The sequence below is a fragment of the Caballeronia sp. BCC1704 genome (genome assembly GCF_902833455.1).
Classification (GTDB): domain Bacteria; phylum Pseudomonadota; class Gammaproteobacteria; order Burkholderiales; family Burkholderiaceae; genus Caballeronia.
The window spans coordinates 285,731-305,829 of record NZ_CADFFT010000001.1; the positions used below are offsets into that span (position 1 = coordinate 285,731).

General features: G+C 65.6%; 21 protein-coding genes. 13 read left to right on the plus strand and 8 right to left on the minus strand.

Annotated features, from left to right (window positions below; translation table 11 throughout):
- Positions 1–2 precede the first annotated feature (2 nt).
- From gspE to HWX53_RS01350, 11 genes are all read left to right on the plus strand, one after another.
- Positions 3–1,493: a type II secretion system ATPase GspE gene (gspE, locus tag HWX53_RS01300; RefSeq protein WP_175940558.1), complete on the plus strand. Its 1,491-nt coding sequence runs from the start codon at positions 3–5 to the stop codon at positions 1,491–1,493.
- Positions 1,494–1,497: 4 nt separating this feature from the next.
- The gene (gspF, locus tag HWX53_RS01305) at positions 1,498–2,715 is read left to right on the plus strand and encodes a type II secretion system inner membrane protein GspF (RefSeq protein ID WP_175938722.1); all 1,218 of its coding nucleotides are present in this window, start codon (positions 1,498–1,500) and stop codon (positions 2,713–2,715) included.
- A complete protein-coding gene (locus tag HWX53_RS01310) occupies positions 2,715–3,128 on the plus strand; it encodes a general secretion pathway protein GspC (RefSeq protein WP_175938724.1) in 414 nt (137 codons plus the stop codon). The genes gspF and HWX53_RS01310 overlap by 1 nt, the downstream gene beginning before the upstream one ends.
- Before the next feature lie 117 nt (positions 3,129–3,245).
- Complete coding sequence (gspG, locus tag HWX53_RS01315) at positions 3,246–3,710, plus strand: type II secretion system major pseudopilin GspG (protein WP_244139978.1); 465 nt, start codon at positions 3,246–3,248, stop codon at positions 3,708–3,710.
- A gap of 12 nt (positions 3,711–3,722) precedes the next feature.
- Positions 3,723–4,205 (plus strand): GspH/FimT family pseudopilin, encoded by a 483-nt coding sequence (locus HWX53_RS01320; protein WP_175938726.1) that lies wholly within the window; start codon positions 3,723–3,725, stop codon positions 4,203–4,205.
- Positions 4,205–4,603, plus strand: a complete 399-nt coding sequence (gene gspI, locus HWX53_RS01325; protein WP_175938728.1) for a type II secretion system minor pseudopilin GspI — start codon at positions 4,205–4,207, stop codon at positions 4,601–4,603. The genes HWX53_RS01320 and gspI overlap by 1 nt, the downstream gene beginning before the upstream one ends.
- Positions 4,581–5,264 carry a prepilin-type N-terminal cleavage/methylation domain-containing protein gene (locus HWX53_RS01330; protein WP_175938730.1) on the plus strand — a complete coding sequence of 228 codons (684 nt, stop codon included), beginning with the start codon at positions 4,581–4,583 and terminating at the stop codon, positions 5,262–5,264. Before gspI ends, HWX53_RS01330 begins: the two co-directional genes overlap by 23 nt.
- Positions 5,261–6,373, plus strand: coding sequence for a type II secretion system minor pseudopilin GspK (gene gspK, locus HWX53_RS01335; protein ID WP_175938732.1), 1,113 nt, complete (start codon positions 5,261–5,263; stop codon positions 6,371–6,373). Before HWX53_RS01330 ends, gspK begins: the two co-directional genes overlap by 4 nt.
- A 31-nt stretch (positions 6,374–6,404) precedes the next feature.
- Entirely contained in the window at positions 6,405–7,778 is a 1,374-nt protein-coding gene (gene gspL / locus HWX53_RS01340) for a type II secretion system protein GspL (protein WP_175938734.1), read from the plus strand.
- A complete protein-coding gene (locus HWX53_RS01345) occupies positions 7,775–8,278 on the plus strand; it encodes a type II secretion system protein M (protein WP_175938736.1) in 504 nt (167 codons plus the stop codon). The genes gspL and HWX53_RS01345 overlap by 4 nt, the downstream gene beginning before the upstream one ends.
- Entirely contained in the window at positions 8,275–9,057 is a 783-nt protein-coding gene (locus HWX53_RS01350) for a type II secretion system protein N (protein ID WP_175938738.1), read from the plus strand. Before HWX53_RS01345 ends, HWX53_RS01350 begins: the two co-directional genes overlap by 4 nt.
- Positions 9,058–9,066: 9 nt before the next feature.
- On the opposite strand, the gene HWX53_RS01355 is transcribed toward HWX53_RS01350, so the two are convergent.
- Both HWX53_RS01355 and HWX53_RS01360 read right to left on the minus strand, forming a co-directional pair.
- Entirely contained in the window at positions 9,067–10,530 is a 1,464-nt protein-coding gene (locus tag HWX53_RS01355) for an efflux transporter outer membrane subunit (RefSeq protein ID WP_244140034.1), read from the minus strand.
- A gap of 301 nt (positions 10,531–10,831) precedes the next feature.
- Positions 10,832–11,119, minus strand: a complete 288-nt coding sequence (locus tag HWX53_RS01360; RefSeq protein WP_175938742.1) for a hypothetical protein — start codon at positions 11,117–11,119, stop codon at positions 10,832–10,834.
- Between the two features lie 183 nt (positions 11,120–11,302).
- On the opposite strand from HWX53_RS01360, the gene HWX53_RS01365 reads away from it, so the two are divergent.
- Positions 11,303–11,800, plus strand: a complete 498-nt coding sequence (locus HWX53_RS01365) for a MarR family transcriptional regulator (protein ID WP_175938744.1) — start codon at positions 11,303–11,305, stop codon at positions 11,798–11,800.
- A 99-nt stretch (positions 11,801–11,899) separates the two neighbouring features.
- Positions 11,900–13,459, plus strand: a complete 1,560-nt coding sequence (locus HWX53_RS01370) for a DHA2 family efflux MFS transporter permease subunit (RefSeq protein WP_279612483.1) — start codon at positions 11,900–11,902, stop codon at positions 13,457–13,459.
- A 10-nt stretch (positions 13,460–13,469) separates the two neighbouring features.
- Here HWX53_RS01370 and HWX53_RS01375 read toward each other — a convergent pair whose 3' ends face one another.
- The 6 genes from HWX53_RS01375 to dksA all read right to left on the minus strand — a co-directional run bounded on the left by HWX53_RS01375 (position 13,470) and on the right by dksA (position 19,983).
- The gene (locus HWX53_RS01375; RefSeq protein ID WP_175938747.1) at positions 13,470–13,970 is read right to left on the minus strand and encodes a hypothetical protein; all 501 of its coding nucleotides are present in this window, start codon (positions 13,968–13,970) and stop codon (positions 13,470–13,472) included.
- A 141-nt stretch (positions 13,971–14,111) separates the two neighbouring features.
- Entirely contained in the window at positions 14,112–15,731 is a 1,620-nt protein-coding gene (gene gshA, locus HWX53_RS01380) for a glutamate--cysteine ligase (protein WP_175938749.1), read from the minus strand.
- 195 nt (positions 15,732–15,926) lie between these two features.
- Entirely contained in the window at positions 15,927–17,009 is a 1,083-nt protein-coding gene (gene ada, locus HWX53_RS01385; protein WP_175938750.1) for a bifunctional DNA-binding transcriptional regulator/O6-methylguanine-DNA methyltransferase Ada, read from the minus strand.
- 326 nt (positions 17,010–17,335) lie between these two features.
- Complete coding sequence (hslU, locus tag HWX53_RS01390) at positions 17,336–18,673, minus strand: ATP-dependent protease ATPase subunit HslU (RefSeq protein ID WP_175938753.1); 1,338 nt, start codon at positions 18,671–18,673, stop codon at positions 17,336–17,338.
- A gap of 12 nt (positions 18,674–18,685) precedes the next feature.
- Positions 18,686–19,222 carry an ATP-dependent protease subunit HslV gene (gene hslV, locus HWX53_RS01395; RefSeq protein ID WP_175938755.1) on the minus strand — a complete coding sequence of 179 codons (537 nt, stop codon included), beginning with the start codon at positions 19,220–19,222 and terminating at the stop codon, positions 18,686–18,688.
- A 344-nt stretch (positions 19,223–19,566) separates the two neighbouring features.
- The gene (dksA, locus tag HWX53_RS01400; protein WP_061122132.1) at positions 19,567–19,983 is read right to left on the minus strand and encodes an RNA polymerase-binding protein DksA; all 417 of its coding nucleotides are present in this window, start codon (positions 19,981–19,983) and stop codon (positions 19,567–19,569) included.
- Positions 19,984–20,099: the final 116 nt, after the last annotated feature.

The window sequence follows — 20,099 nt, forward strand, 5'->3', positions numbered from 1 at the left end:
CGCTGAACGCCGAAGCCGAAACCACGACCGCCACGGAAGCAACGGCCGCGTCGCCGCTCGCAGCGCGGCTCGTGCCCTACGGCTTCGCGCGTACCGGCCAGATTCTGGTCGCCCAGCAGCATGCCGACGGCATCGAAGTGTGGATCAGCGAGCGCACGAACGACGCGGCGCTCGCCGAAGTCGCGCGCAACTTCGGCGCGCTGACGATTGTCCGCAAGTCCGGCGACGAACTTGCCGCCGCGATCAACTCGGCGTACGCCCGTAACGACGGCAGCGCGGCGCAAGTGGTCGGCGAAGTGGAAGGCGAAGTCGATCTCTCGCGCCTGATGCAGGACATTCCCGAAGTGGAAGACCTGCTGGAATCGGAAGACGACGCGCCGATCATCCGCATGATCAACGCGCTTCTGACGCAGGCGGCGCGCGAGCAGGCGTCGGATATTCATATCGAGCCGTTCGAGAACGCGTCGGTCGTGCGCTTTCGCGTCGACGGCACGCTACGCGACGTCGTGCGCCCGAAGAAGGCGCTGCACGGCGCGCTGATCTCGCGCATCAAGATCATGGCGCAGCTCGATATCGCCGAGAAACGTTTGCCGCAGGATGGCCGCATCACGCTGCGCGTCGGCGGCCGCCCGGTGGACGTGCGCGTGTCCACGCTGCCGACCGGCCACGGCGAGCGCGCCGTGCTGCGTCTGCTCGAAAAGGACGCGCAACGGCTGAATCTCGAAACGCTCGGCATGGCGCGCGACACGCTCGTCCAGTTCGACAAGCTGATCGGCCGGCCGCACGGCATCGTGCTCGTGACCGGGCCGACCGGCTCCGGCAAGACGACCACGCTCTACGCGTCGATGTCGCGGCTCGAAACCACGACCACCAACATCATGACGGTGGAAGACCCGATCGAATACGATCTGTCGGGCATCGGCCAGACGCAGGTGAACGAGCGCATTGGCATGACGTTCGCGCGGGCGCTGCGCTCGATTCTGCGTCAGGACCCGGACATCATCATGATCGGCGAAATCCGCGACCTGGAAACCGCGCAGATTGCGGTGCAGGCTTCGCTGACCGGTCACCTCGTGCTCGCGACGCTGCACACGAACGACGCCGCCTCCGCCGTCACGCGTCTGACGGACATGGGCGTGGAGCCGTATCTGCTCGCGTCGTCGCTGCTCGGCGTGCTCGCGCAGCGTCTCGTGCGCCAGTTGTGCCCGGTATGCAAGGAAGCGCGCGAGGAAGAAGACGGCGTGAAGCACTGGCATCCCGTCGGTTGCGACCGATGCGGCCAGTCGGGCTACGTGGGCCGGCGCGGCGTGTACGAACTGCTACTGATCGACGACGCCATTCGCCCGCTGATCCATCGCAACGCCGCCGATGCCGAGATTCTCGCCGCAGGCCGCGCGAACGGCATGCGCACGCTGCGCGAGGACGCGAACCGCTGGCTGAACGCGGGCGTGACATCGCTCGAAGAAGTGCTGCGCGTGACAGGCGGAGAATAAGCGTATGCCGGCGTTCCGTTTCGAAGCCATCGACCAGGCGGGCAAGACGCAGACCGGCGTGCTCGACGCCGACAGCGCCCGCGCCGCGCGCAGCCATTTGCGCACGCAAGGACTGACGCCGCTCGTCGTCGAGGCGGCGGGCACGCGCACGCGCGGCGAACGGCAGCAGCGGCTCTCGCTCGGGCGACGGCTCTCGCAGCGCGAGCAGGCCATTCTCACGCGCCAGCTCGCGAGTCTGTTGATCGCCGGCCTGCCGCTCGGCGAAACGTTGTCCGTGCTGACCGAGCAGTCCGAGCGCGATTACATTCGCGAACTGATGGCCGCGATCCGCGCCGAAGTGCTCGGCGGCCATTCGTTCGCGAACGCGCTCGCGCAGCATCCGAAGGATTTCCCCGAGATTTATCGCGCGCTCGTCGCGGCGGGCGAGCATACCGGCAAGCTCGGGCTCGTGCTCTCGCGTCTCGCGGACTACATCGAGCAGCGCAACGCGTTGAAGCAGAAGATCGTGCTCGCGTTCACGTATCCGGGCATCGTGACCATCATCGCGTTCGGCATCGTCACGTTCCTATTGAGCTACGTGGTGCCGCAGGTGGTGAACGTGTTCGCCAGCACGAAGCAGGCGCTGCCGTTCCTCACCGTCATGATGATGGCGCTGTCCGCGTTCGTGCGCAGTTACTGGTGGGCGGTGCTGATCGGCGTGGTGCTGGTCGCGTGGCTCGTGCGGCGCATTCTGTCGCGGCCCGGACCGCGCCTGGCGTTCGACCGCTGGCTCTTGACGGCGCCACTCGTCGGCAAGCTGGTGCGCGGCTATAACACCGTGCGCTTTGCCAGCACGCTCGCGATTCTCACGGCCGCCGGCGTGCCGATCCTGCGCGCGCTGCAAGCGGCGGGCGAAACGTTGAGCAATACCGCGATGCGCCAGAACGTCGACGACGCCATCGTGCGCGTGCGCGAAGGCTCGGCGCTCTCGCGCGCGCTCGCCAATACGAAGACGTTTCCGCCCGTGCTGGTGCATTTGATCCGCTCGGGCGAAGCCACCGGCGACGTCACCACGATGCTCGACCGCGCGTCCGAAGGCGAAGCGCGCGAACTCGAACGCCGCACGATGTTCCTCACGAGCCTGCTGGAACCGCTCTTGATTCTCGCGATGGGCGGCGTCGTGCTGGTGATCGTGCTCGCGGTGATGCTGCCGATCATCGAACTGAATAATCTGGTGCAGTAATGAACGCCCTCCAAACTCGCCTGCTCACGCTCGCCGCTCTCGCGCTCTTCTGCGTGACGGTGACCTATTGGGTCGTCACGCTGACTTCTCACCAGAACGCGCCGTCGCCCGCCGCCGCCGCGACGCGCACGCCGTCGGTCGAACAGGCCGCGACTATTTTCGGTGGCCAGCTGGAGCGGCAAGCGAATTCGGACGTGCATCTGTTCGGGATTCTCGCGCTGCAAGGCGGCGCGGCGGCCATCGTCAGCTACGGCGGCGAGCCGCCGCGGGCGGTGTCGCTCGGCGGGCCGCTCGCGCAGGGCGTGAAGCTCTCGCAGGTGAAAGCGCGATCGATCATCGTCGAACGCAACGGCGCGAAGTCGGAAATCTTCCTGCCGCCCGTGCCGCCCGGACCCACGATTTACGTCCGTTGAGCACGGTCACGGCGCGATGACGGCCGGTCGATAGAATGCTCTGCGGCTTCGGTCGAACGAAGCCGCATGTTTTTAATCAAGCGGGCGCAAGCCCTGAATCAACACGAGGTAGCAGTCATGCAAATGTGGACGCAACGCCGCATGGAAATCACGAAGGCCAAGGCGCGCCGTCAACGGGGTTTTACGCTCATCGAAATCATGGTCGTGATCGCGATTCTCGGCATTCTCGCCGCGCTGATCGTGCCGAAGATCATGAGCCGCCCCGACGAAGCGCGTCGGGTGGCCGCGAAGCAGGACATCGGCACCATCATGCAGGCCATGAAGCTCTACCGGCTGGACAACGGCCGTTATCCGACGCAGGAGCAGGGTCTGCGCGCGCTCGTCGAGAAGCCGACGACGGAACCCGTGCCGAACAACTGGAAGGACGGCGGCTATCTGGAACGCCTGCCGGCCGATCCGTGGGGCGGCCAGTATCAATATCTGAATCCGGGCGTGCACGGCGAAATCGACGTGTTCAGCTACGGCGCGGACAACAAGGCGGGCGGCGAGGGCAACGATGCCGACGTCGGCTCGTGGCAGTAAAAGGAACGTGAAGTGAACAGGCACGGCAGGCACCGGGCGGCGCGTCGCAATGCGGGTTTCACGCTGCTGGAAATGCTCGTCGTGCTGGTCATCGCGGGCTTGCTCGTGTCGCTCGCGTCGCTGCAGCTCACGCGCAATCCGCGCACCGATCTGAACGAAGAAGCGCAACGGCTCGCGCTGCTGTTCGAATCGGCAGGCGACGAAGCGCAAGTGCGCGCCCGGCCGATCGCGTTTCAGCCGGTGGAAGGCGGGTTCCGCTTCGATATCCGCACCGAAGACGGCTGGCGCCCGCTGCGCGACGACCTTTTGCGCGCGCGCCGCTGGGAAGGCGGCGTGACGAGCGTGACCATCCAGTTTCTGGACTCCGACAAGACCGTGAGCCGGCTCGTGTTCGGCACCGAAGCCATCGACACGCCCATGGAAATCACGCTCGTTTCGGCGGTGGGCCGCGCGACGATCATCGGCAGCGGCAACGGCCGCTTTCAGGTGCGGTGATGCGGTCACGATCCACACAACGCGGCGCACAACGCGGCTTCACGATGATCGAAGTGCTCGTCGCGCTGGCGATCCTCGCGGTGGCGCTCGCGGCATCGCTGCGCGCGGTCGGGTCGATGGCGACGAGCGAAGCGGACCTGCATCGGCGTCTGCTCGCGGGCTGGAGCGCGGACAACGAACTCGCGCAACTGCGGCTCGCGCATGTGTTTCCGGACATCGGCTCGCGCACCTTCGACTGCTCGCAGGGCAATCTGAAGCTCGTCTGCACGCAGCGCGTCTCGGCGACGCCGAATCCCATTTTCCGTCGCGTCGAAATGTTCGTCGCGACGCCGGGGCGCGCCGGTTATCTCGCGCAAATGGTCACGGTGGTGGCGAATGAAACGAATCGTTCGCTCTGAGCCGCGGCGCGCGGCGCGCCGGCAGCGCGGCTTCACGCTGCTCGAAATGCTCATCGCTATTGCCATTCTCGCGGTGATCGCGGTGCTGTCGTGGCGCGGGCTCGATCAGATCATTCGCGGCCGCGCGACCATCACGAACGCGATGGAAGACGAGCGCGTGGTCGCGCAGTTGTTCGACCAGATGCGTATCGACGCGCGCCAGGCCGCGACCGACGACGAAGCCGGCCAACCCGCCGTCTCGCTCGGCAACGGGTCGCTCCAGATCGTGCGCGGCGTGTTCGCGCCCGCTACCGCGCCGCGCCTGCAGGTCGTGCGCTACCGGCTGACGGACGGGCGCATCGTGCGATTCGCGTCGCCGCCGCTCGAAAACGTCGGCGAAGTGCGGCGCGCGCTTTCGTCGAGCGACACCGCCGATGGCTGGAGCGCCGTGCCGTTGCTGGGCGGCGTCCGGTCGCTCGCGACGCGCGTCTACATTCCGACGAAAGGCTGGACGACGCGCATGGCCGACGTGCTTTCGCAGATCAACGAGAACGACAACAATCTGAAGGTGCCGCAACTCAGCAACGCGCCGCTCGCGCGTGCCGTGTCGGGCATTCAGGTGGCGGTCGGCGCGCCGAATCTGCGCGTGCCGATCACGCGCGTGTTTCTGGTCGGAGAATGACGATGCGTGCATCGGGCCTGAGCAAAAGACAGCGCGGCGTCGCGATCATCAGCGCGTTGCTGGTGGTCGCGCTCTCGTCGATTCTCGTGTCGGGCATGTTGTGGCGGCAGCAGGTGCAGGTGCGGCGCATCGAAAATCAGCGGTTGCTTGCGCAGGCGCAGTGGATTTCGCGCAGCGCGCTCGACTGGACGCGGCTCATTCTGCGTTCCGAAGCCGATACTTCGCCGACCGTCACGTATCTCGGCGGCGTGTGGGGCGTGCCGATCGCGAAGACGAAGCTCTCCGACTTCCTCGGGCAGATCGGCGAAGTGCGCTCGCAGGAAGGCGCGCAGACGTTTCTGTCCGGCTCCATCGAGGACGCGCAGGCGAAGTTCAACCTGCGCAACCTCGTCGCGACGCCGGCGCCCGGCGTGCTGACCATCAACGTCGAGCAGATTCAGGCGTTCCAGCGGCTTTTGACGATGCTCGGCATCAACGGATCGCTCGCGAAGACGGTCGCCTTGCAGATGCGCGCGGGACTCTCGCGCTCCGCGACGCGCTTCCAGACGCAGACGGGCAACGGCGCGACTGCGGCGAGCTCGCCCGCGGAGGCCATGGCGGCGATGGCGCAAGGCGGCGGCACGGGCGGCGGCAATTTCACCGACGATCCCGGCCTCAAGGACGCCGACAGCGACGCGCCGGTCGCGCCGCTGCAAATGATCAGCGTGGATTCGCTGCTCGACGTGCCGGGCTTTTCGGCCGAAGCGGTCGCGAAGCTGCGGCCGTTCGTGACTGTCCTGCCGACGACGACCCCCGTGAACATGAATACCGCGCCGGCCACGGTGGTCGCCGCCGTGGTGCCGGGCATGAGCCTTTCGCAGGCGCAGGCGTTCGTCGCTCGGCGCGAGACGGTGTTTTTCCACGATATCGGCAACGTGCAGCTCGCGCTGACCGGCGCGGGCGTCCGTTCCACGTCGATCGACCCGAACCAGCTCGACGTGACCACGCGCTATTTTGTGATTCACGGCCGCGTCGAACATGAGCGCGCGCAACTGGAGCGCACGACGCTCGTGTACCGCGATGCGACCACGCACACCACGCGCATCGTCTATACGCGCGACGCGCTCTGATGACGCTGTTACTGACAAGAGGAAGTGGCCTTTGAGCACACTGATTGTTTTATTACCGCCGCGCGATCCCGCCGTGCGCTCGCAGGAGTGGCAACTGCCCGACCTGCCGTTTCTGCTGCTGGACAAGCGCGGCGAGACACAACGCGCCGGCCGCGCCGCTGTCGGCGTTCTGCCGCGCGCCAACGCGACCGTGCTGATCGTCGCGGCGCGCGACACGCTGCTGCTCGCCGCTACCGTTCCGCCGCTCAAAGGTCCGAGGCTGCGTCAGGCGCTGCCGAACGTTGTCGAAGACCAGTTGATCCAGGACCCGCAGACGTGCCACATCGCCGTCGATCCGGTCGCGCTCGCGGACGGACGGCGCGTGGTCGCGGTGATCGATCGCGGCTGGTTCCGCTTTGTCTGCGATGCGTTCATGAGCACCGGGCATCGCAATCTGAAGGCGGTTCCGGCCATGCGCTGCCTGCCCGTTCCGGCCATGCGCTGCCTGCCCGTTCCGGCCGCCGCGCCTGTCATCGAGACGCCGGAAGGCGAAACCGAAGCTGCCGAAGCGCCACCGACGCCCTTCATCGCGGGATTGCTCGGCAACGTGATTTCGACCGCGCCCGCGCTGATCGGCGACGTGCCAGCGGCGGCGCCCGCGACCGGCGGCGCGCCGCGCGTCGAGATCGCCATCGCGCGCGGCGAACGCGCGGCGCTCGGCGAAGGGCTCGCGCTGCCCGTCGATTCGATTGCGCCAACGCTCGACGCACTCGCGGGCGGGCATCCGCTCACGCTGTATTCGCTCGCCGACATTCCCGGCGACGAGCCGCGTCTCGCGGCGTCGGGCAAATACGCGGCCGTCGCGGGCGCGCAGCCGCTCGCGTTCGAGGCGCTCGCCCGCAATGCGCTCGCGAGCCGCTTCGACCTGTGCCAGTTCGAATTCGCGGCGCAGCCGTGGCGGCTCGACCGCGCGACCATGCGCCGCCTGCGCGTGCCGATCGCGCTCGTGGCGGCGTCGGTGATCGTGTCGATTGTCGGCATCAACGTGCAGTGGATTCAGCTTTCGCGCCAGCGCGACGCCATCAACGCGCAGATGACCGAACTGCTGCTCAACACCTTCCCGAAGACGACAACCGTGCTCGACGCGCCCGACCAGATGGCGCGCAATCTCGACCGGCTGCGCGTGGCGTCGGGCGAGCTGTCGCCGTCGGACTTTCTGTCGCTCGCCGACGGCCTCGCGCGCTCGCTCGGTCCGGTGCCGGTGAACGGCATCGCCGGGCTGGATTATCGGGACCGTCATCTGGAAGTGACGTTCAAGCCGGACACCAAGGTCGATCCTGACCTCGGCAAGCGCCTCGCGGCCAACGGGCTGAACGGCGCCATCGACACGAACACTGGCAAATGGACCATCAGGAGCGGCCAATGAAAGCGGAAATCGGACGAACGCTCTCCGAGTTCTGGGAGGCGCGCACGCCGCGCGAAAAGACGCTGTTGATGTGGGGCGGCCTGCTGCTCGGCATCGCGCTGGTTTATCTCGTGCTGTGGGCGCCCGCGTACGAAGGCCGCGCCCGCTTGCGCGACACCTTGCCGACGATGCAGCGCCAGCTCGCCACGATGACCGCGCAAGCGAACGAAGCGCGCTCGCTCGCGGGCAGCGCCGAGGGCGTGACGCCGACGGGCGGCGCGCTGCGCGATGCGCTCGCCAAGTCGCTCGCGGACAACAACATGCAGCCGACGCAGGTGCAGGTCATCGGCGCGGCGGTGCAGATTCAGTTGAAGAACGCGTCGTTTCCGAACTGGACGATGTGGCTCGACGACGCGCGCAAGCAGTTCAAGGTGCAGGTGTCGGAAGCGCATATTCAGGCGCTGAAGCCGGACGGCCAGGTGGACCTGACGGCATCGCTGCAACCGGCCAGCGTCAAATGAGCTACTGGACTCGCCGACTCAGGCTCGCGCTGCCGGGACTCATCGTGATGGTGCTCTCGGTGGCGGGAACGCTGCTCGTGATGATGCCCGCCGCGTGGATCACGCCGCAGTTCGCGAAGGCGACGGGCGGCCACGTGAATCTCGCCGATCCTTCGGGTTCGCTCTGGCGCGGCTCGGCGACGCTGATGCTCGCGGCGAGCACGGACGGCTCCGGCGCGACGCTGCTGCCGGGGCGCATCGAATGGACGACGGCGTTCTGGCCGCTTTTCACCGGCCGCGTGCATATGACCATGCGCCAGACCGAGGCGATGCCCGATCCCCTGATCGTCGATGCCACGACGCGCGGCGCGACGCTTTCGGCGGGCGGCATCGCGGTTCCGGCGACGCTGCTCGCCGGTCTGGGCGCGCCGTTCAATACGCTGAATTTCGAGGGGACGGTGCGGCTTTCGTGGACCGAATTCCGCTTGCTCGGCAGGAATGCTTACGGACAGTTCGTGGTGACGCTCGACGACATGGCTTCGCGCGTGTCGCGGGTCAAGCCGCTCGGGTCGTACCGCGTCGCGTTGCAGGCGCAAGGGGCGACGGCGAGCATCGATCTCTCGACAACCCGCGGCCCTCTGCTCTTGACCGGCAGTGGCGTGATCTCGCAAGACGCGACGACCTTCGAAGGCACCGCGAAGGCTGAACCGGCGCAGCGCGAAAATCTCGCGGGACTCCTGAATCTGCTCGGCCGACACACCGATCCGGATACCGTCGCGCTGACGTTCAACCATTATTAGAGCGCGTAATCAGCCGCCGGCTGCGTTCTTTCCCGTCGCGGACATCGCCTCGGGCGCGGAAGCCGGCGTCGGCGCTTCTACGCCGCCCGTCTCGCGGTTCATCTGCGCGACGTCCCAGCCGCCGCCCAGGGCCTTCACCAGCCCCACCGACGCCACCATGCGTTGGCCCGCGATGCTCGCGAGCTTCTGCTCGGCCGTGAACGCCGTGGTCTGCGCGGTCAGCACGCTGATGAACGCGACCGTTCCCGCCTTGTACTGATTGTTGATGATGGCGAGCGCCTGCTGCGCGGACTGAACCGCCTGCTGCTGCACGACGATTTCCTTCTCGAGGATTCGCAGAGACGCGAGATTGTCTTCGACGTCCTGAAACGCGGTCAGCACCGTTTGCCGATACGTCGCGACATTCTGATCGTAGGCGGCGCGGGCCGCTTCCGTGCGCGCCGCGCGCAAGCCGCCATCGAAAATCGTCGCGGCGATATCCGGCCCGAGCGTCCAGAAACGCGACGGCGCGCGCAGCAATTGCGACAACACCGTGCTTTCGAACCCGCCCTGCGCTGAGAGCGTGAGCGTCGGGAAATACGCCGCCATCTCGATGCCGATTTGTTCGTTCGCCGCGGCCGCCTTCCGCTCGGCCGACGCGATATCCGGACGCCGCTCCAGCAGCGCGGACGGCATCGCCGTGGGAATGGTCGGCGGCGTGGCGTCGAGCGGCATCGCGGGCAGCGAGAACGTCGACGCCGGCTCGCCGACGAGCACCGCAATGGCATGTTCGTATTGCGCGCGCGCCACGCCGTTGTCGATGGCCGCGGCCTGCGCCGACTGCAACTGCGTCTGCGCCTGAATCACGTCCGAGCGCGCGACGATGCCTTGCGCGTACTGGTTCTGCGTGAGCCTGAGCGACTGCTGATACGCGGCGACGGTCTCGTCGAGCAGCTTTTGCTGCGCGTCGAGCGCGCGCAACTGGAAGTACGTCTGCGCGAGCGTCGCCTGAGCGGACAGACGCGCGTTGGCGAGGTCCGCCGCCGCGCCCTGCTGCCCCGCCTTCTGCGCCGTCACCGTCCGGCCGATGCTGCCCCACAAGTCCGGCTCCCACGAGGCATCGAGCGCGAGGCTAAAGTCGTTGCCGACCGTGCTGCGGCTTGTGGCTGTCCCGGTCGTCAGGCGGCTGCCCGAACGCGACGCCGACGCGGACGCCCCGATGGTCGGGAAATACGCCGCGCGCGCTTCGCCGACCAGCGCGCGTGCCTGCCGATACGCCGCCGCGTACTGCGCGATGGTCTGGTTCGACTGGTTCAGACGCGTTTCGAGATCGTTCAGCTGCGCGTCGTCGTAGACGCTCCACCAGTCGCCGCGGTCCTCGCGGTCGGCGGGCTGCGCGACTTTCCAGCCTTCGGGCGCTTCCTTGAAGGCGGCGGGCATCGGCGTGGTAGGACGCTGATAATCCGGGCCGACGGCGCAACCCGCGATCGACATGGCGCAGGCAGCGGCAATTGCGATCGCGCTCAAATTGCGCACGGTGCGACGAGCGGCGGAATGGCGGGACGCGATGGAAGCGGAAACGGCGGGGCGATACGGCATCTGCTTGTCGAGAATTCGGTTGGCGGCGGTTCGTCCGGTGCGGCGAACGCGGTCAGCCGAGATAGTAACGGAACGCCCGCAGCGTGGTTCGCAGCGGGCGTCGGGCAGACGTTAGGGTAACGGCTTAGCCGTAAGGCGGGTGTTACGTGCGGGAAGATATAGGTTACGGCGCGTTACTCGTGACGATGAACGCGATTCAACGGCCGGTCGAGCCGCCCGCGCACGGGCCGCCGATCAGCGTGCGCGACGACGCACCGCCCGCTTTCTCGGAAGCTGCGCCCTTGCGCCGATGCCGATTCTCGAACCAGCCCATTCCGAGCACCGCCAACGAGCCGCCCGGCAGCAGGAACACGATCAGATAAAGCGCGAGCTTCCACGAATTCAACTTCGGCGGGACGAAGTGACGGGAAGCACTGGCGATCGTGCTGCTGACTTGGCCGATGCGTCGGCGGGCGGTGCGGGCGGTCTCTGCGAAGCGGGTCATTTACGGTCTCTTCAGGCGTCGTTCGAACGACGCAGCTGGGATCAAAACATAGTCTCGGGCGGCGCATGAAGCGCATAACTCGTTGCATAGAATAATATTGACTATGCAACTACTTTTCAAGATACTGGCGATTGCTTTTCTTGAACTGTTGTTTCGCGGCACGCCGCGCCGACGTCAACCCGCATGGATAGCGAACCGCTCTACGATCCCGCCACGATCCGCCTCGAAACGAGCCTCGGCTATCACCTCGCAAAGGCGCGCAATGTGTTGGTCGCGCGCACGGATGAGGCGCTGAAGCCGCTCGATCTCACGTCGCAGCAGATCGGCGTCATCCTTTCGCTGGCGTCGGGGCGGGCGCGCACGCCGCTCGAACTCTCGCGAGAGATGTCGTATGACAGCGGGTCGATGACCCGGATGCTCGACCGGCTGGAGAAGAAAGGTTTCGTCAGTCGCACGCGCAGCGACGCGGACCGGCGCATCGTCGAACTCACGTTGACGGAGCGCGGCCAAGACGCCGCCGCGCGGCTGCCGGCCATCGGCGCGGCGGTACTCAACGATCAGCTGCACGGTTTCAGCCGGGCCGAACTCGATCTGCTGATCGCCATGCTGGCGCGGATCATCGGGAATTCGCCGACGGACGCGAGCGCAGGTTGCGGGCTCGACGAGTCCGACGCCGACTAGAGCAATTCATCGAGTTCGGGCCGCCACGAGTTGCCCTAATCACTGTCTGGGCAGAGAATGCCGCGACACACATAATTCACGCGCTGGAGCACAACAAGAATGTCGACGACCGCCACGACCGCGCCCGATTCCGCCGCCCCGGCTCCATTGACCGGCGGCATCCTCGCCTTGCTGACAATGGGCCTCGCGCTCGGCACGTTCATGGAAGTACTCGACACGTCGATCGCCAACGTCGCGGTGCCGACGATTTCCGGCAGTCTGGGCGTCGCGACGAGCGAAGGAACCTGGGTCATTTCGTCGTATTCGGTCGCGTCCGCGATTGCGGTGCCGCTGACCGGCTGGCTCGCGCGGCGCGTCGGCGAGGTGAAGCTCTTCACCATTTCCGTGCTGCTGTTCTCGGTCGCCTCGGCGCTGTGCGGATTTGCGCAGAACTTCGAGTCGCTGATCGCGTTCCGGCTGCTGCAAGGTCTCGTCTCCGGCCCGATGGTCCCGCTCTCGCAAACCATCCTCATGCGCAGTTATCCGCCGGAAAAGCGTGGGCTCGCGCTCGGTCTGTGGGCGATGACCGTGATCGTCGCGCCGATTTTCGGCCCGGTGATGGGCGGCTACATCACGGATAACTACACGTGGCCGTGGATCTTCTATATCAACGTGCCGATCGGCGTGTTTTCGGCGGCCATCGCGTACTTCCTCCTGCGCGGCCATGAGACGAAGACGACGAATCAGCGCATCGACGGCGTCGGGCTCGCGCTGCTCGTGATCGGCGTCGCGAGTCTGCAAATGATGCTCGACCTCGGCAAGGACCGCGACTGGTTCAATTCGAACTTCATCGTGGCGCTGGCGATCATCGCGGCCATCTCGCTCGCGTTCATGTTCGTCTGGGAGATCACGGAGAAGGAGCCGGTCATCGACTTGTCGCTCTTTCGCGACCGCAATTTCGCGATGGGCGTGCTCATTACGTCGCTCGGCTTTCTCGCGTTCTTCGGGTCGGTCGTCGTGCTGCCGCTGTGGCTGCAAACCGTGCTCGGCTACACGCCGTGGCTCGCGGGACTCGCGACCGCGCCGGTCGGCATCCTCGCGCTCGTGCTTTCGCCGATGATCGGCCAGAACATGCATCGCATGAACCTGCGCGTCGTGGCGAGCTTCGCGTTTATCGTGTTCGCGTTCGTGTCGTACTGGAACTCGACGTTCACGCTCGACACGCCGTTCCACGACATCGTGTATCCGCGGCTGATTCAGGGCATCGGCGTGGCGTGCTTCTTCGTGCCGATGACGACGATTACGCTCTCCAGCGTCTCCGACGAAAGGCTGGCGGGCGCGGCGGGTTTGTCGAACTTTCTGCGGACGCTGTCGGGCGCGATCGGCACGGCGGTGAGCACCACGTTCTGGGAAAACGACATGATCCGGCATCACGCCGTGCTCACCGAATCGGTCACGCCGTACGCGCAGACGACCACCGCCTATTCCGATTTACTGTCGGGCGTCGGCCTGTCGGGGCAGGCGCTCACCGCGCAACTGGATCGCGTCGTGGCCGCGCAGGCGTACATGATGTCGACCAACGACTTCTTCCGCATCTCGTTCTATGCGTTTCTGGTGCTCGCCGCGATGGTCTGGCTGACGCGTCCGCGCAAGGGCGCGTCGGCGTCGATGGGGCATTGACGCGCGGGCGTCACTGAATCGGCGTGACGGATTGCGCCGGCTGGCTGTCCAGATTCAGCGGCACCGACTGCATCTGCTGCGGCTGCTGCACGGCTTGCGGCGTCGCGTTCACGGGCCGCGACGTGCCGTTGCGCACGAACTGCTTGAAGTCCGCGCCCGCCTGCCACGGATTCGGATCGCATCCGAGCGGGCTGTCGCAGTGCGCCGCGAAGCCGATGGTCGCGGTGCCTTCGTTGCTCGGCGTCTTGGTGACCTGATACGCGAGCGCGCGCTTGCCGCTCGACGGACCGGCCGTCTGAATCACCGAATCGGTGATGGCCTGCAACTTGTACTCGGAGTGATTCGTCACCCAGACCTGCGCGCGCGCCCACCAGGCGTCGCATTCGAGCTTGCTCATGCAGGTGAGCGGCGCGGTGGCCTGCTCGATCGTCTGGCTGCTGACCTGCGTTTCGGCCGCGCATCCGGCAATCAAGGCCAGCGACGCGGCTGCGCTGATGAGTCGGTAGTTCATCGCATTCCCGATAGTCGATAAAAAGCCGATTTTGGCCCGCACGCGCGTGCGGTGTTCGGCGCGTTTCCCTCTGTTGCAAAACGCGTCGTTTTTGCCGCACGCGCCACGGCGCAGCAAGAAAAAACTGCTCGTGATGTGTGCTCAGACACCGACGCTGTCGGGCTTGTAGTTCCCGTACGCGGCGATGAACGCGTCGAACGGCTCGGTCTGCTCGCGTTCGATGGCGGCTTGCTCGGCGAGCGATTGCGCCGCGAGCGCTTCCATCTTGCGCTCTTCTTCAGGCGGCAGCGGGCGACGGCGGAAGTATTCCGCGTGCTCGCGGCTGATATCGAAAGCGAACTCGTCGAAGGACTGCTGCTTGTCGCGCATCGTCTGAAGCACGCGCGCCGACGGCGTCAACGAAGCATCCGCGATGCGCGAACGCAGCGCCGTAAGCGCGCGCATGTGGTCGTCGCTGCCGGAAAGCGCGTCGAGCGTGCCGGCGACCGGCTCGATCGCATCGAACAATTCGTTCGCCCATTGCTGCATGGATACTTCCGCGCCGTCGCGACGCAGCGTGAGGCCCGGCTTGCGTCCCTCCTTCGTGATGGCGCTGAAGTTGTCGTTTGCTTCGATGCTCGCCTCGCGCGGCAACAGCGGGCTGTCTTCCAGTGCGCAGTAGAGCAGATACGCATCAAGAAAACGCGCCGTCTCTAGTGCGATGCCCGTCGGCGCGAACGGATCGATATCCAGACAGCGCACTTCGATGTACTGCACGCCGCGCTCGGCCAGTGCGTGCAGCGGACGCTCGCCGGAGTGCGTGACGCGCTTCGGGCGAATGGTCGAGTAGAACTCGTTCTCGATCTGCAGCACGTTCGTGTTGATCTGCACCCACTCGCCGTTGCGCTGCGTGCCGATGGCTTCATACGGCGCGTACGGCTGGCTCACGGCTTTCGCGAGCACGTCGAGGTAAGCGTCCAGACGGTCGTAGCTCGGCAGCAGATCGGCCTGCGCCGGGTTGTTCGTGTAGCCGAGATCGCTCATCCGCAGGCTGGTCGCATGCGGCAGATAGAAGGTGTCGCTGTCGAAGGCTTCGAGTTGATGCGGCTTGCCTTCGACAAAGCGCTTATCCAGCGCGGGCGACGCGCCGAACAGATACATCAAGAGCCAGCTCGTGCGGCGGAAATTGCGGATGAGCGCGAAATAACGCTCCGAGCGGAAATCCTGCAACGACACCGTGCTCGCCGGATCGAGCGCCTGCCACGCGCGCCACACGTTTTCGTCGAGCGAATAGTTGTAGTGAATGCCGGCGATGCATTGCATCGTGCGGCTGTAACGCAGCGCGAGTCCGCGGCGATATACGTGCTTCAGCTTGCCGATGTTCGACGTGCCGTAATAACCGAGCGGGATCTCGTTCTCGGGCGGCAACGCGTTCGGCATCGAGTGGTTCCACAGCAACTCGTCGCCGAGATGCGCGTACGCAAAGCGATGGATCGCGTCGAGGCGCGCGAGCGCGCGCGCGGCGTCCGGCTCGGCGGGCGTGATGAGTTCGACGAGCGCTTCCGAGTAGTCCGTCGTGATCAACGGATGCGTGAGCGCCGAGCCGAACGACCGCGGATGCGGCGTCATCGCGAGCTTGCCTTCGGGCGTCACGCGCAGGCTTTCTTTTTCGATGCCGCGCAAGCCTTGGCGCAGGGCGTCGGCATGCGAGCCCGACGCGAGCGCGGCGAGCCTGCGCCGATACGCGCCGGCTGCGGAGTGAGCGGGATTCGTGTTTGCCATTGAAGCGTTCTGCGAAGAGCGCATGGGAACGCGCTCGGTCAAATTTTCGGGTAGCGGGCACTTTAACATCTCGGTGTTGCCCGTGCTTGCGGCACCGATTGGCGTGGTTCGCAGCGCGATCGACGCGAAACGCCGTTGCAATAAAAAGCGCCCGCGCGTCGTTCGACGCCGGGCGCTTCGGCCGAAATACGGCTCTTACGCGACCTTTCCTGCTTCGCTATGCGCGCGCTCGGTGTCCAGCAACGCTTCTTTGCGCGACAGTCCCCAGCGATAGCCCGCGATCGCGCCGTCCTTGCCGATCACGCGATGACATGGAATCGCCAGCGCCACCGGATTCGACGCACACGCGCTCGCGACCGCCCGCACCGCGCCCGGCGAACCGACCGACGCCGCGATGTCCGTGTAGCTGCGCGTCTCGCCGTACGGTATCTGACGCAGCGCATCCCACACGCGCTGTTGAAACGCCGTCGCGCCGATGTCGAGCGGCAAGTCGAAACGCTCGCGCGTGCCGTGGAGATACGCGCCTATCTGCGCGATGAACGGCTCTATGCGCGCGTCGTCCTGCATGCGCTCCGCCAGCGGGAAGTCGGCCGCGAGTTGCTCGACGAGCGTGGCGGGATCATCGCCGAATGCGATCTTGCAGACGCCTTTATCCGTCGCGGCGACGAGCACGGCGCCGAGCGGCGTGGCGGCGGTGGCATAACGCACGGTCAGCCCCGCGCCCTTGCGCCGATACGCGGAAGGCGTCATGCCCAGTTCGGCGGGCGCGGCCTCGTACATGCGCGACGAGGAACCGAAGCCCGCGTCCTGCGCCGCGCGCGTGACGTCGCGGCCGCGCTGCAACGCGTCGCGCAGCACGCCTGCCCGCCTCGCGGCCTGATACTGCCGCGGCGAAATGCCGACGATCCGCGTGAACAGGCGTTGCAAATGAAATGGGCTGACGTGCACGGCGTCGCTCAGTTGCGCGAGCGTCATGCGCTGCTGCGGATCGGCGTCGAGCACCTTGCACGCGCGCTCGACGATGGCGAGTTCGCGCGGCAGGCTCGTCGGCTGGCAACGCTTGCACGGGCGATAGCCGGCGGCTTCGGCTTCGTCGGTCGTCGCGAAGAACGAGACGTTTTCGCGACGCGGCGCCCGCGACGCGCACGACGGCCGGCAGAACACGCCGGTCGTGCGCACGGCGAAGAAGAATGCGCCGTCGGCTTGGGCGTCGCGCTCGGCGACGGCTTGCCAGCGGCTTTCGTCGGTTTGATAACGGGGAAATTCGGCGGCGTTCATGATGAACTCGGCGGCTTTAGGGTACGCGTCCAATGTAAAGCCGTGTCGGTGAGGTTACGCGCCGTTCCTTGCTCTGTCATTTCTCTCTCGTCCAGCGCTGCAACAAAAAGTGACGCGCAGATACCACACATCGACGCCATAGGGGTTTTTACTAAAATTTCTATTGCGTCGCATCAACCCGCTGTGTATGATTGGAACTGTCTCCTCCATGTCTCCTCCTGATATGGATTCAGCCCGCCAACTAGGCGGGCTTTTTTTTGCCTTCTCGCGTAGCAGGCGCAAAAAAACCGGGCGCGAAGGCCCGGTTCTCTCTTTGCCGGCGCGACTTAAAGCACGTAGCGCGACAAATCCTCGTCTTCCGCGACATCGCCCAATGCGCGATCCACATACGCGGCGTCGATTTTCACCGGCTGGCCCGCGTGGTTGCCTGCCGCGAAGGAGACTTCCTCCAGCAGCTTTTCGATCACCGTATAGAGCCGCCGCGCGCCGATGTTCTCGGTCTTTTCGTTCACCGAGAACGCGATCTCCGCGAGACGCCGAATGCCGTCGTCGGCGAAATCGAGTTCCACGTCTTCGGTGGCGAGCAGTGCCTTGTACTGCTTGACGAGACTCGCATCGGTCGAATTCAGGATCGACTCGAAATCGCCCACGGACAGCGAATCCAGCTCCACGCGAATCGGGAAACGCCCTTGCAGTTCGGGAATCAGATCGCTCGGCTTGGCGAGATGGAACGCGCCGCTCGCGATGAACAGAATGTGATCCGTCTTGATCATCCCGTACTTCGTGTTGATGGTCGTGCCTTCCACGAGCGGCAGCAGGTCGCGCTGCACGCCCGCGCGCGACACTTCCGCCCCGCCGACTTCGCTGCGCGACGCGATCTTGTCGATCTCGTCCAGGAACACGATGCCGTTCTGCTCGACGTTCTGCACCGCCTTCGTCTTGACCTCTTCGTCGTTGAGCAGCTTGCCGGCTTCCTCGTCGGTCAGCAGCTTCAGCGCCTCCTTCACCTTCACCTTGCGGCGCGTCTTCTTGCCGCCGCCGATGTTCGCGAACATCGAGCGGATCTGCTCGGTCATGTCTTCCATGCCCGGCGGCCCCATGATGTCCATGCCGACTTGCGGCAATTCGACGTCCAGTTCGATTTCCTTGTCGTCGAGCGCGCCTTCGCGCAGGCGCTTGCGGAACGTCTGGCGCGTGGTGTTATCGCCTTCGCTGGTCGCTTCGGCCGCGCCGAAGCCTACCGGGCGCGCACTCGGCAGGAGAATGTCGAGAATGCGATCTTCCGCGCGATCTTCCGCCTTCGTGCGCACCTTCTTCATTTCCGCCTCGCGCGTCTGCTTGACGGAAATTTCGATCAGATCGCGCACGATGCTGTCGACATCGCGGCCCACGTAGCCGACTTCGGTGAACTTCGTCGCCTCGATCTTGATGAAGGGCGCGTCCGCGAGTTTCGCGAGACGCCGCGCGATTTCGGTCTTGCCGACGCCCGTCGGCCCGATCATCAGAATGTTCTTCGGCGTGATTTCCTGGCGCAGCGGCTCGGCGACCTGCTGGCGACGCCAGCGGTTGCGCAGCGCGACGGCAACCGCCTTCTTCGCGCGCCCCTGGCCGATGATGTGTTTGTCGAGTTCCGAGACGATCTCGGAGGGAGTCATGGTGGTCATCGCTGGGTTCCTTTATTCGATCGTCTCGATGACGCGATTGTGATTGGTATAGATGCACATGTCGCCGGCGATGGTCAGCGCCTTTTCGACGATATCGCGCGGCGAAAGCTCGGTGTTTTCCGCAAGCGCCTGTGCGGCAGCTTGCGCATACGCGCCACCCGAGCCGATCGCGCAGATGCCGTTTTCGGGATCGAGCACGTCGCCGTTGCCGGTGATGACGAGGGTGGCTTGGGCGTCGGCGGCGATCAGCATGGCTTCGAGACGGCGCAGCATGCGGTCGGTGCGCCAGTCTTTCGCCAGTTCGACGGCGGCGCGCGTCAGATTGCCCTGATGTTTTTCGAGCTTCGCTTCGAAGCGATCCAGCAGCGAGAACGCGTCGGCCGTGCCGCCGGCGAAGCCGACCAGCACCTTGCCGCCATAGATGCGGCGCACTTTTTTGGCGCCGCCCTTCATGACGATGTTGCCGAGCGTCACCTGACCATCGCCGCCCAACGCGACTTTGCCGCCGCGTCGCACGGAGACGATGGTCGTGCCGTGAAATTGTTCCATGTGCGTTCCTTAAGAAAACCAGAAGAACGCGGGCGGCTTGCGATCAGTGACGAGCCGCCACGCAGTCGAGAATTCGATGGAGTGCACGGCGCGGGGTTCCGCCCGGCCGGAGGGCTCGAAGCGTACGGCGCCGCGCGCGCGCCTTCGCGATGAGCGGGCGCGTCGAGTTCAGTTTAGGGCGCGGCGGCATTTATCAAGGTGTGGGTTTGTGGACGCGCGAAAAGCAAAAAGGCACACGGTTCACGTGTGCCTTTTGTTCGTGCTAACGCCCAACTCGCGGTTTTTCGCGGCGGCGCGTTCCCCGTTGCGGGCGGGCCCGCACCGTTCGCCGCGCGGTTGCCGCTTTAGTCGCCGAAGAGCTTCTGGCGCAGTTCGCGGCGCTCTTGCGCTTCGAGCGAGAGCGTGGCCGTGGGGCGCGCGAGCAGCCGCGGAATGCCGATCGGCTCGCCGGTTTCTTCGCACCAGCCGTAGTCGCCGGATTCGATGCGCGCGAGCGATTGCTGCACCTTCTTCAGGAGCTTGCGTTCGCGGTCGCGCGTGCGCAGTTCCAGTGCATGCTCTTCTTCGATGGTCGCGCGGTCCGCCGGGTCCGGCACGATCACCGTTTCCCGCAGGTTTTCCGTCGTCTGGCCGGCATTCTTGAGAATGTCCGCTTGCAACTGCTCGAGCCGGTTCTTGAAGAAGGCGAGTTGTTCCTCGTTCATGTAGTCCTTCTCGCTCATCTTCAGGATTTCGGCTTCGGTCAAGAGTTTCGTTGTCATCTGCTTGCTTCTTCAATGTAAGGCGATGTCTTCGCAACGCCCGCACTTGCGTTGCCCGCATGCATGCAGCGTTTTGGCGTCACGCGACACTCGATGCGGGGCCGAACTCCTCTGGA

What these genes read in the sequence shown, in the direction of transcription:
- HWX53_RS01360 (WP_175938742.1), bottom strand. Translation starts at nt 11,119, where the DNA reads ATGACCCGCTTCGCAGAGACCGCCCGCACCGCCCGCCGACGCATCGGC.
- HWX53_RS01355 (WP_244140034.1), bottom strand. Translation starts at nt 10,530, where the DNA reads ATGTCGATCGCGGGTTGCGCCGTCGGCCCGGATTATCAGCGTCCTACC.
- HWX53_RS01365 (WP_175938744.1), top strand. Translation starts at nt 11,303, where the DNA reads ATGGATAGCGAACCGCTCTACGATCCCGCCACGATCCGCCTCGAAACG.
- HWX53_RS01370 (WP_279612483.1), top strand. Translation starts at nt 11,900, where the DNA reads ATGTCGACGACCGCCACGACCGCGCCCGATTCCGCCGCCCCGGCTCCA.
- HWX53_RS01345 (WP_175938736.1), top strand. Translation starts at nt 7,775, where the DNA reads ATGAAAGCGGAAATCGGACGAACGCTCTCCGAGTTCTGGGAGGCGCGC.
- gspK (WP_175938732.1), top strand. Translation starts at nt 5,261, where the DNA reads ATGACGATGCGTGCATCGGGCCTGAGCAAAAGACAGCGCGGCGTCGCG.
- HWX53_RS01375 (WP_175938747.1), bottom strand. Translation starts at nt 13,970, where the DNA reads ATGAACTACCGACTCATCAGCGCAGCCGCGTCGCTGGCCTTGATTGCC.
- hslV (WP_175938755.1), bottom strand. Translation starts at nt 19,222, where the DNA reads ATGGAACAATTTCACGGCACGACCATCGTCTCCGTGCGACGCGGCGGC.
- gspF (WP_175938722.1), top strand. Translation starts at nt 1,498, where the DNA reads ATGCCGGCGTTCCGTTTCGAAGCCATCGACCAGGCGGGCAAGACGCAG.
- gspI (WP_175938728.1), top strand. Translation starts at nt 4,205, where the DNA reads ATGCGGTCACGATCCACACAACGCGGCGCACAACGCGGCTTCACGATG.
- hslU (WP_175938753.1), bottom strand. Translation starts at nt 18,673, where the DNA reads ATGACCACCATGACTCCCTCCGAGATCGTCTCGGAACTCGACAAACAC.
- HWX53_RS01330 (WP_175938730.1), top strand. Translation starts at nt 4,581, where the DNA reads ATGAAACGAATCGTTCGCTCTGAGCCGCGGCGCGCGGCGCGCCGGCAG.
- HWX53_RS01350 (WP_175938738.1), top strand. Translation starts at nt 8,275, where the DNA reads ATGAGCTACTGGACTCGCCGACTCAGGCTCGCGCTGCCGGGACTCATC.
- dksA (WP_061122132.1), bottom strand. Translation starts at nt 19,983, where the DNA reads ATGACAACGAAACTCTTGACCGAAGCCGAAATCCTGAAGATGAGCGAG.
- ada (WP_175938750.1), bottom strand. Translation starts at nt 17,009, where the DNA reads ATGAACGCCGCCGAATTTCCCCGTTATCAAACCGACGAAAGCCGCTGG.
- gspG (WP_244139978.1), top strand. Translation starts at nt 3,246, where the DNA reads ATGCAAATGTGGACGCAACGCCGCATGGAAATCACGAAGGCCAAGGCG.
- HWX53_RS01310 (WP_175938724.1), top strand. Translation starts at nt 2,715, where the DNA reads ATGAACGCCCTCCAAACTCGCCTGCTCACGCTCGCCGCTCTCGCGCTC.
- gshA (WP_175938749.1), bottom strand. Translation starts at nt 15,731, where the DNA reads ATGGCAAACACGAATCCCGCTCACTCCGCAGCCGGCGCGTATCGGCGC.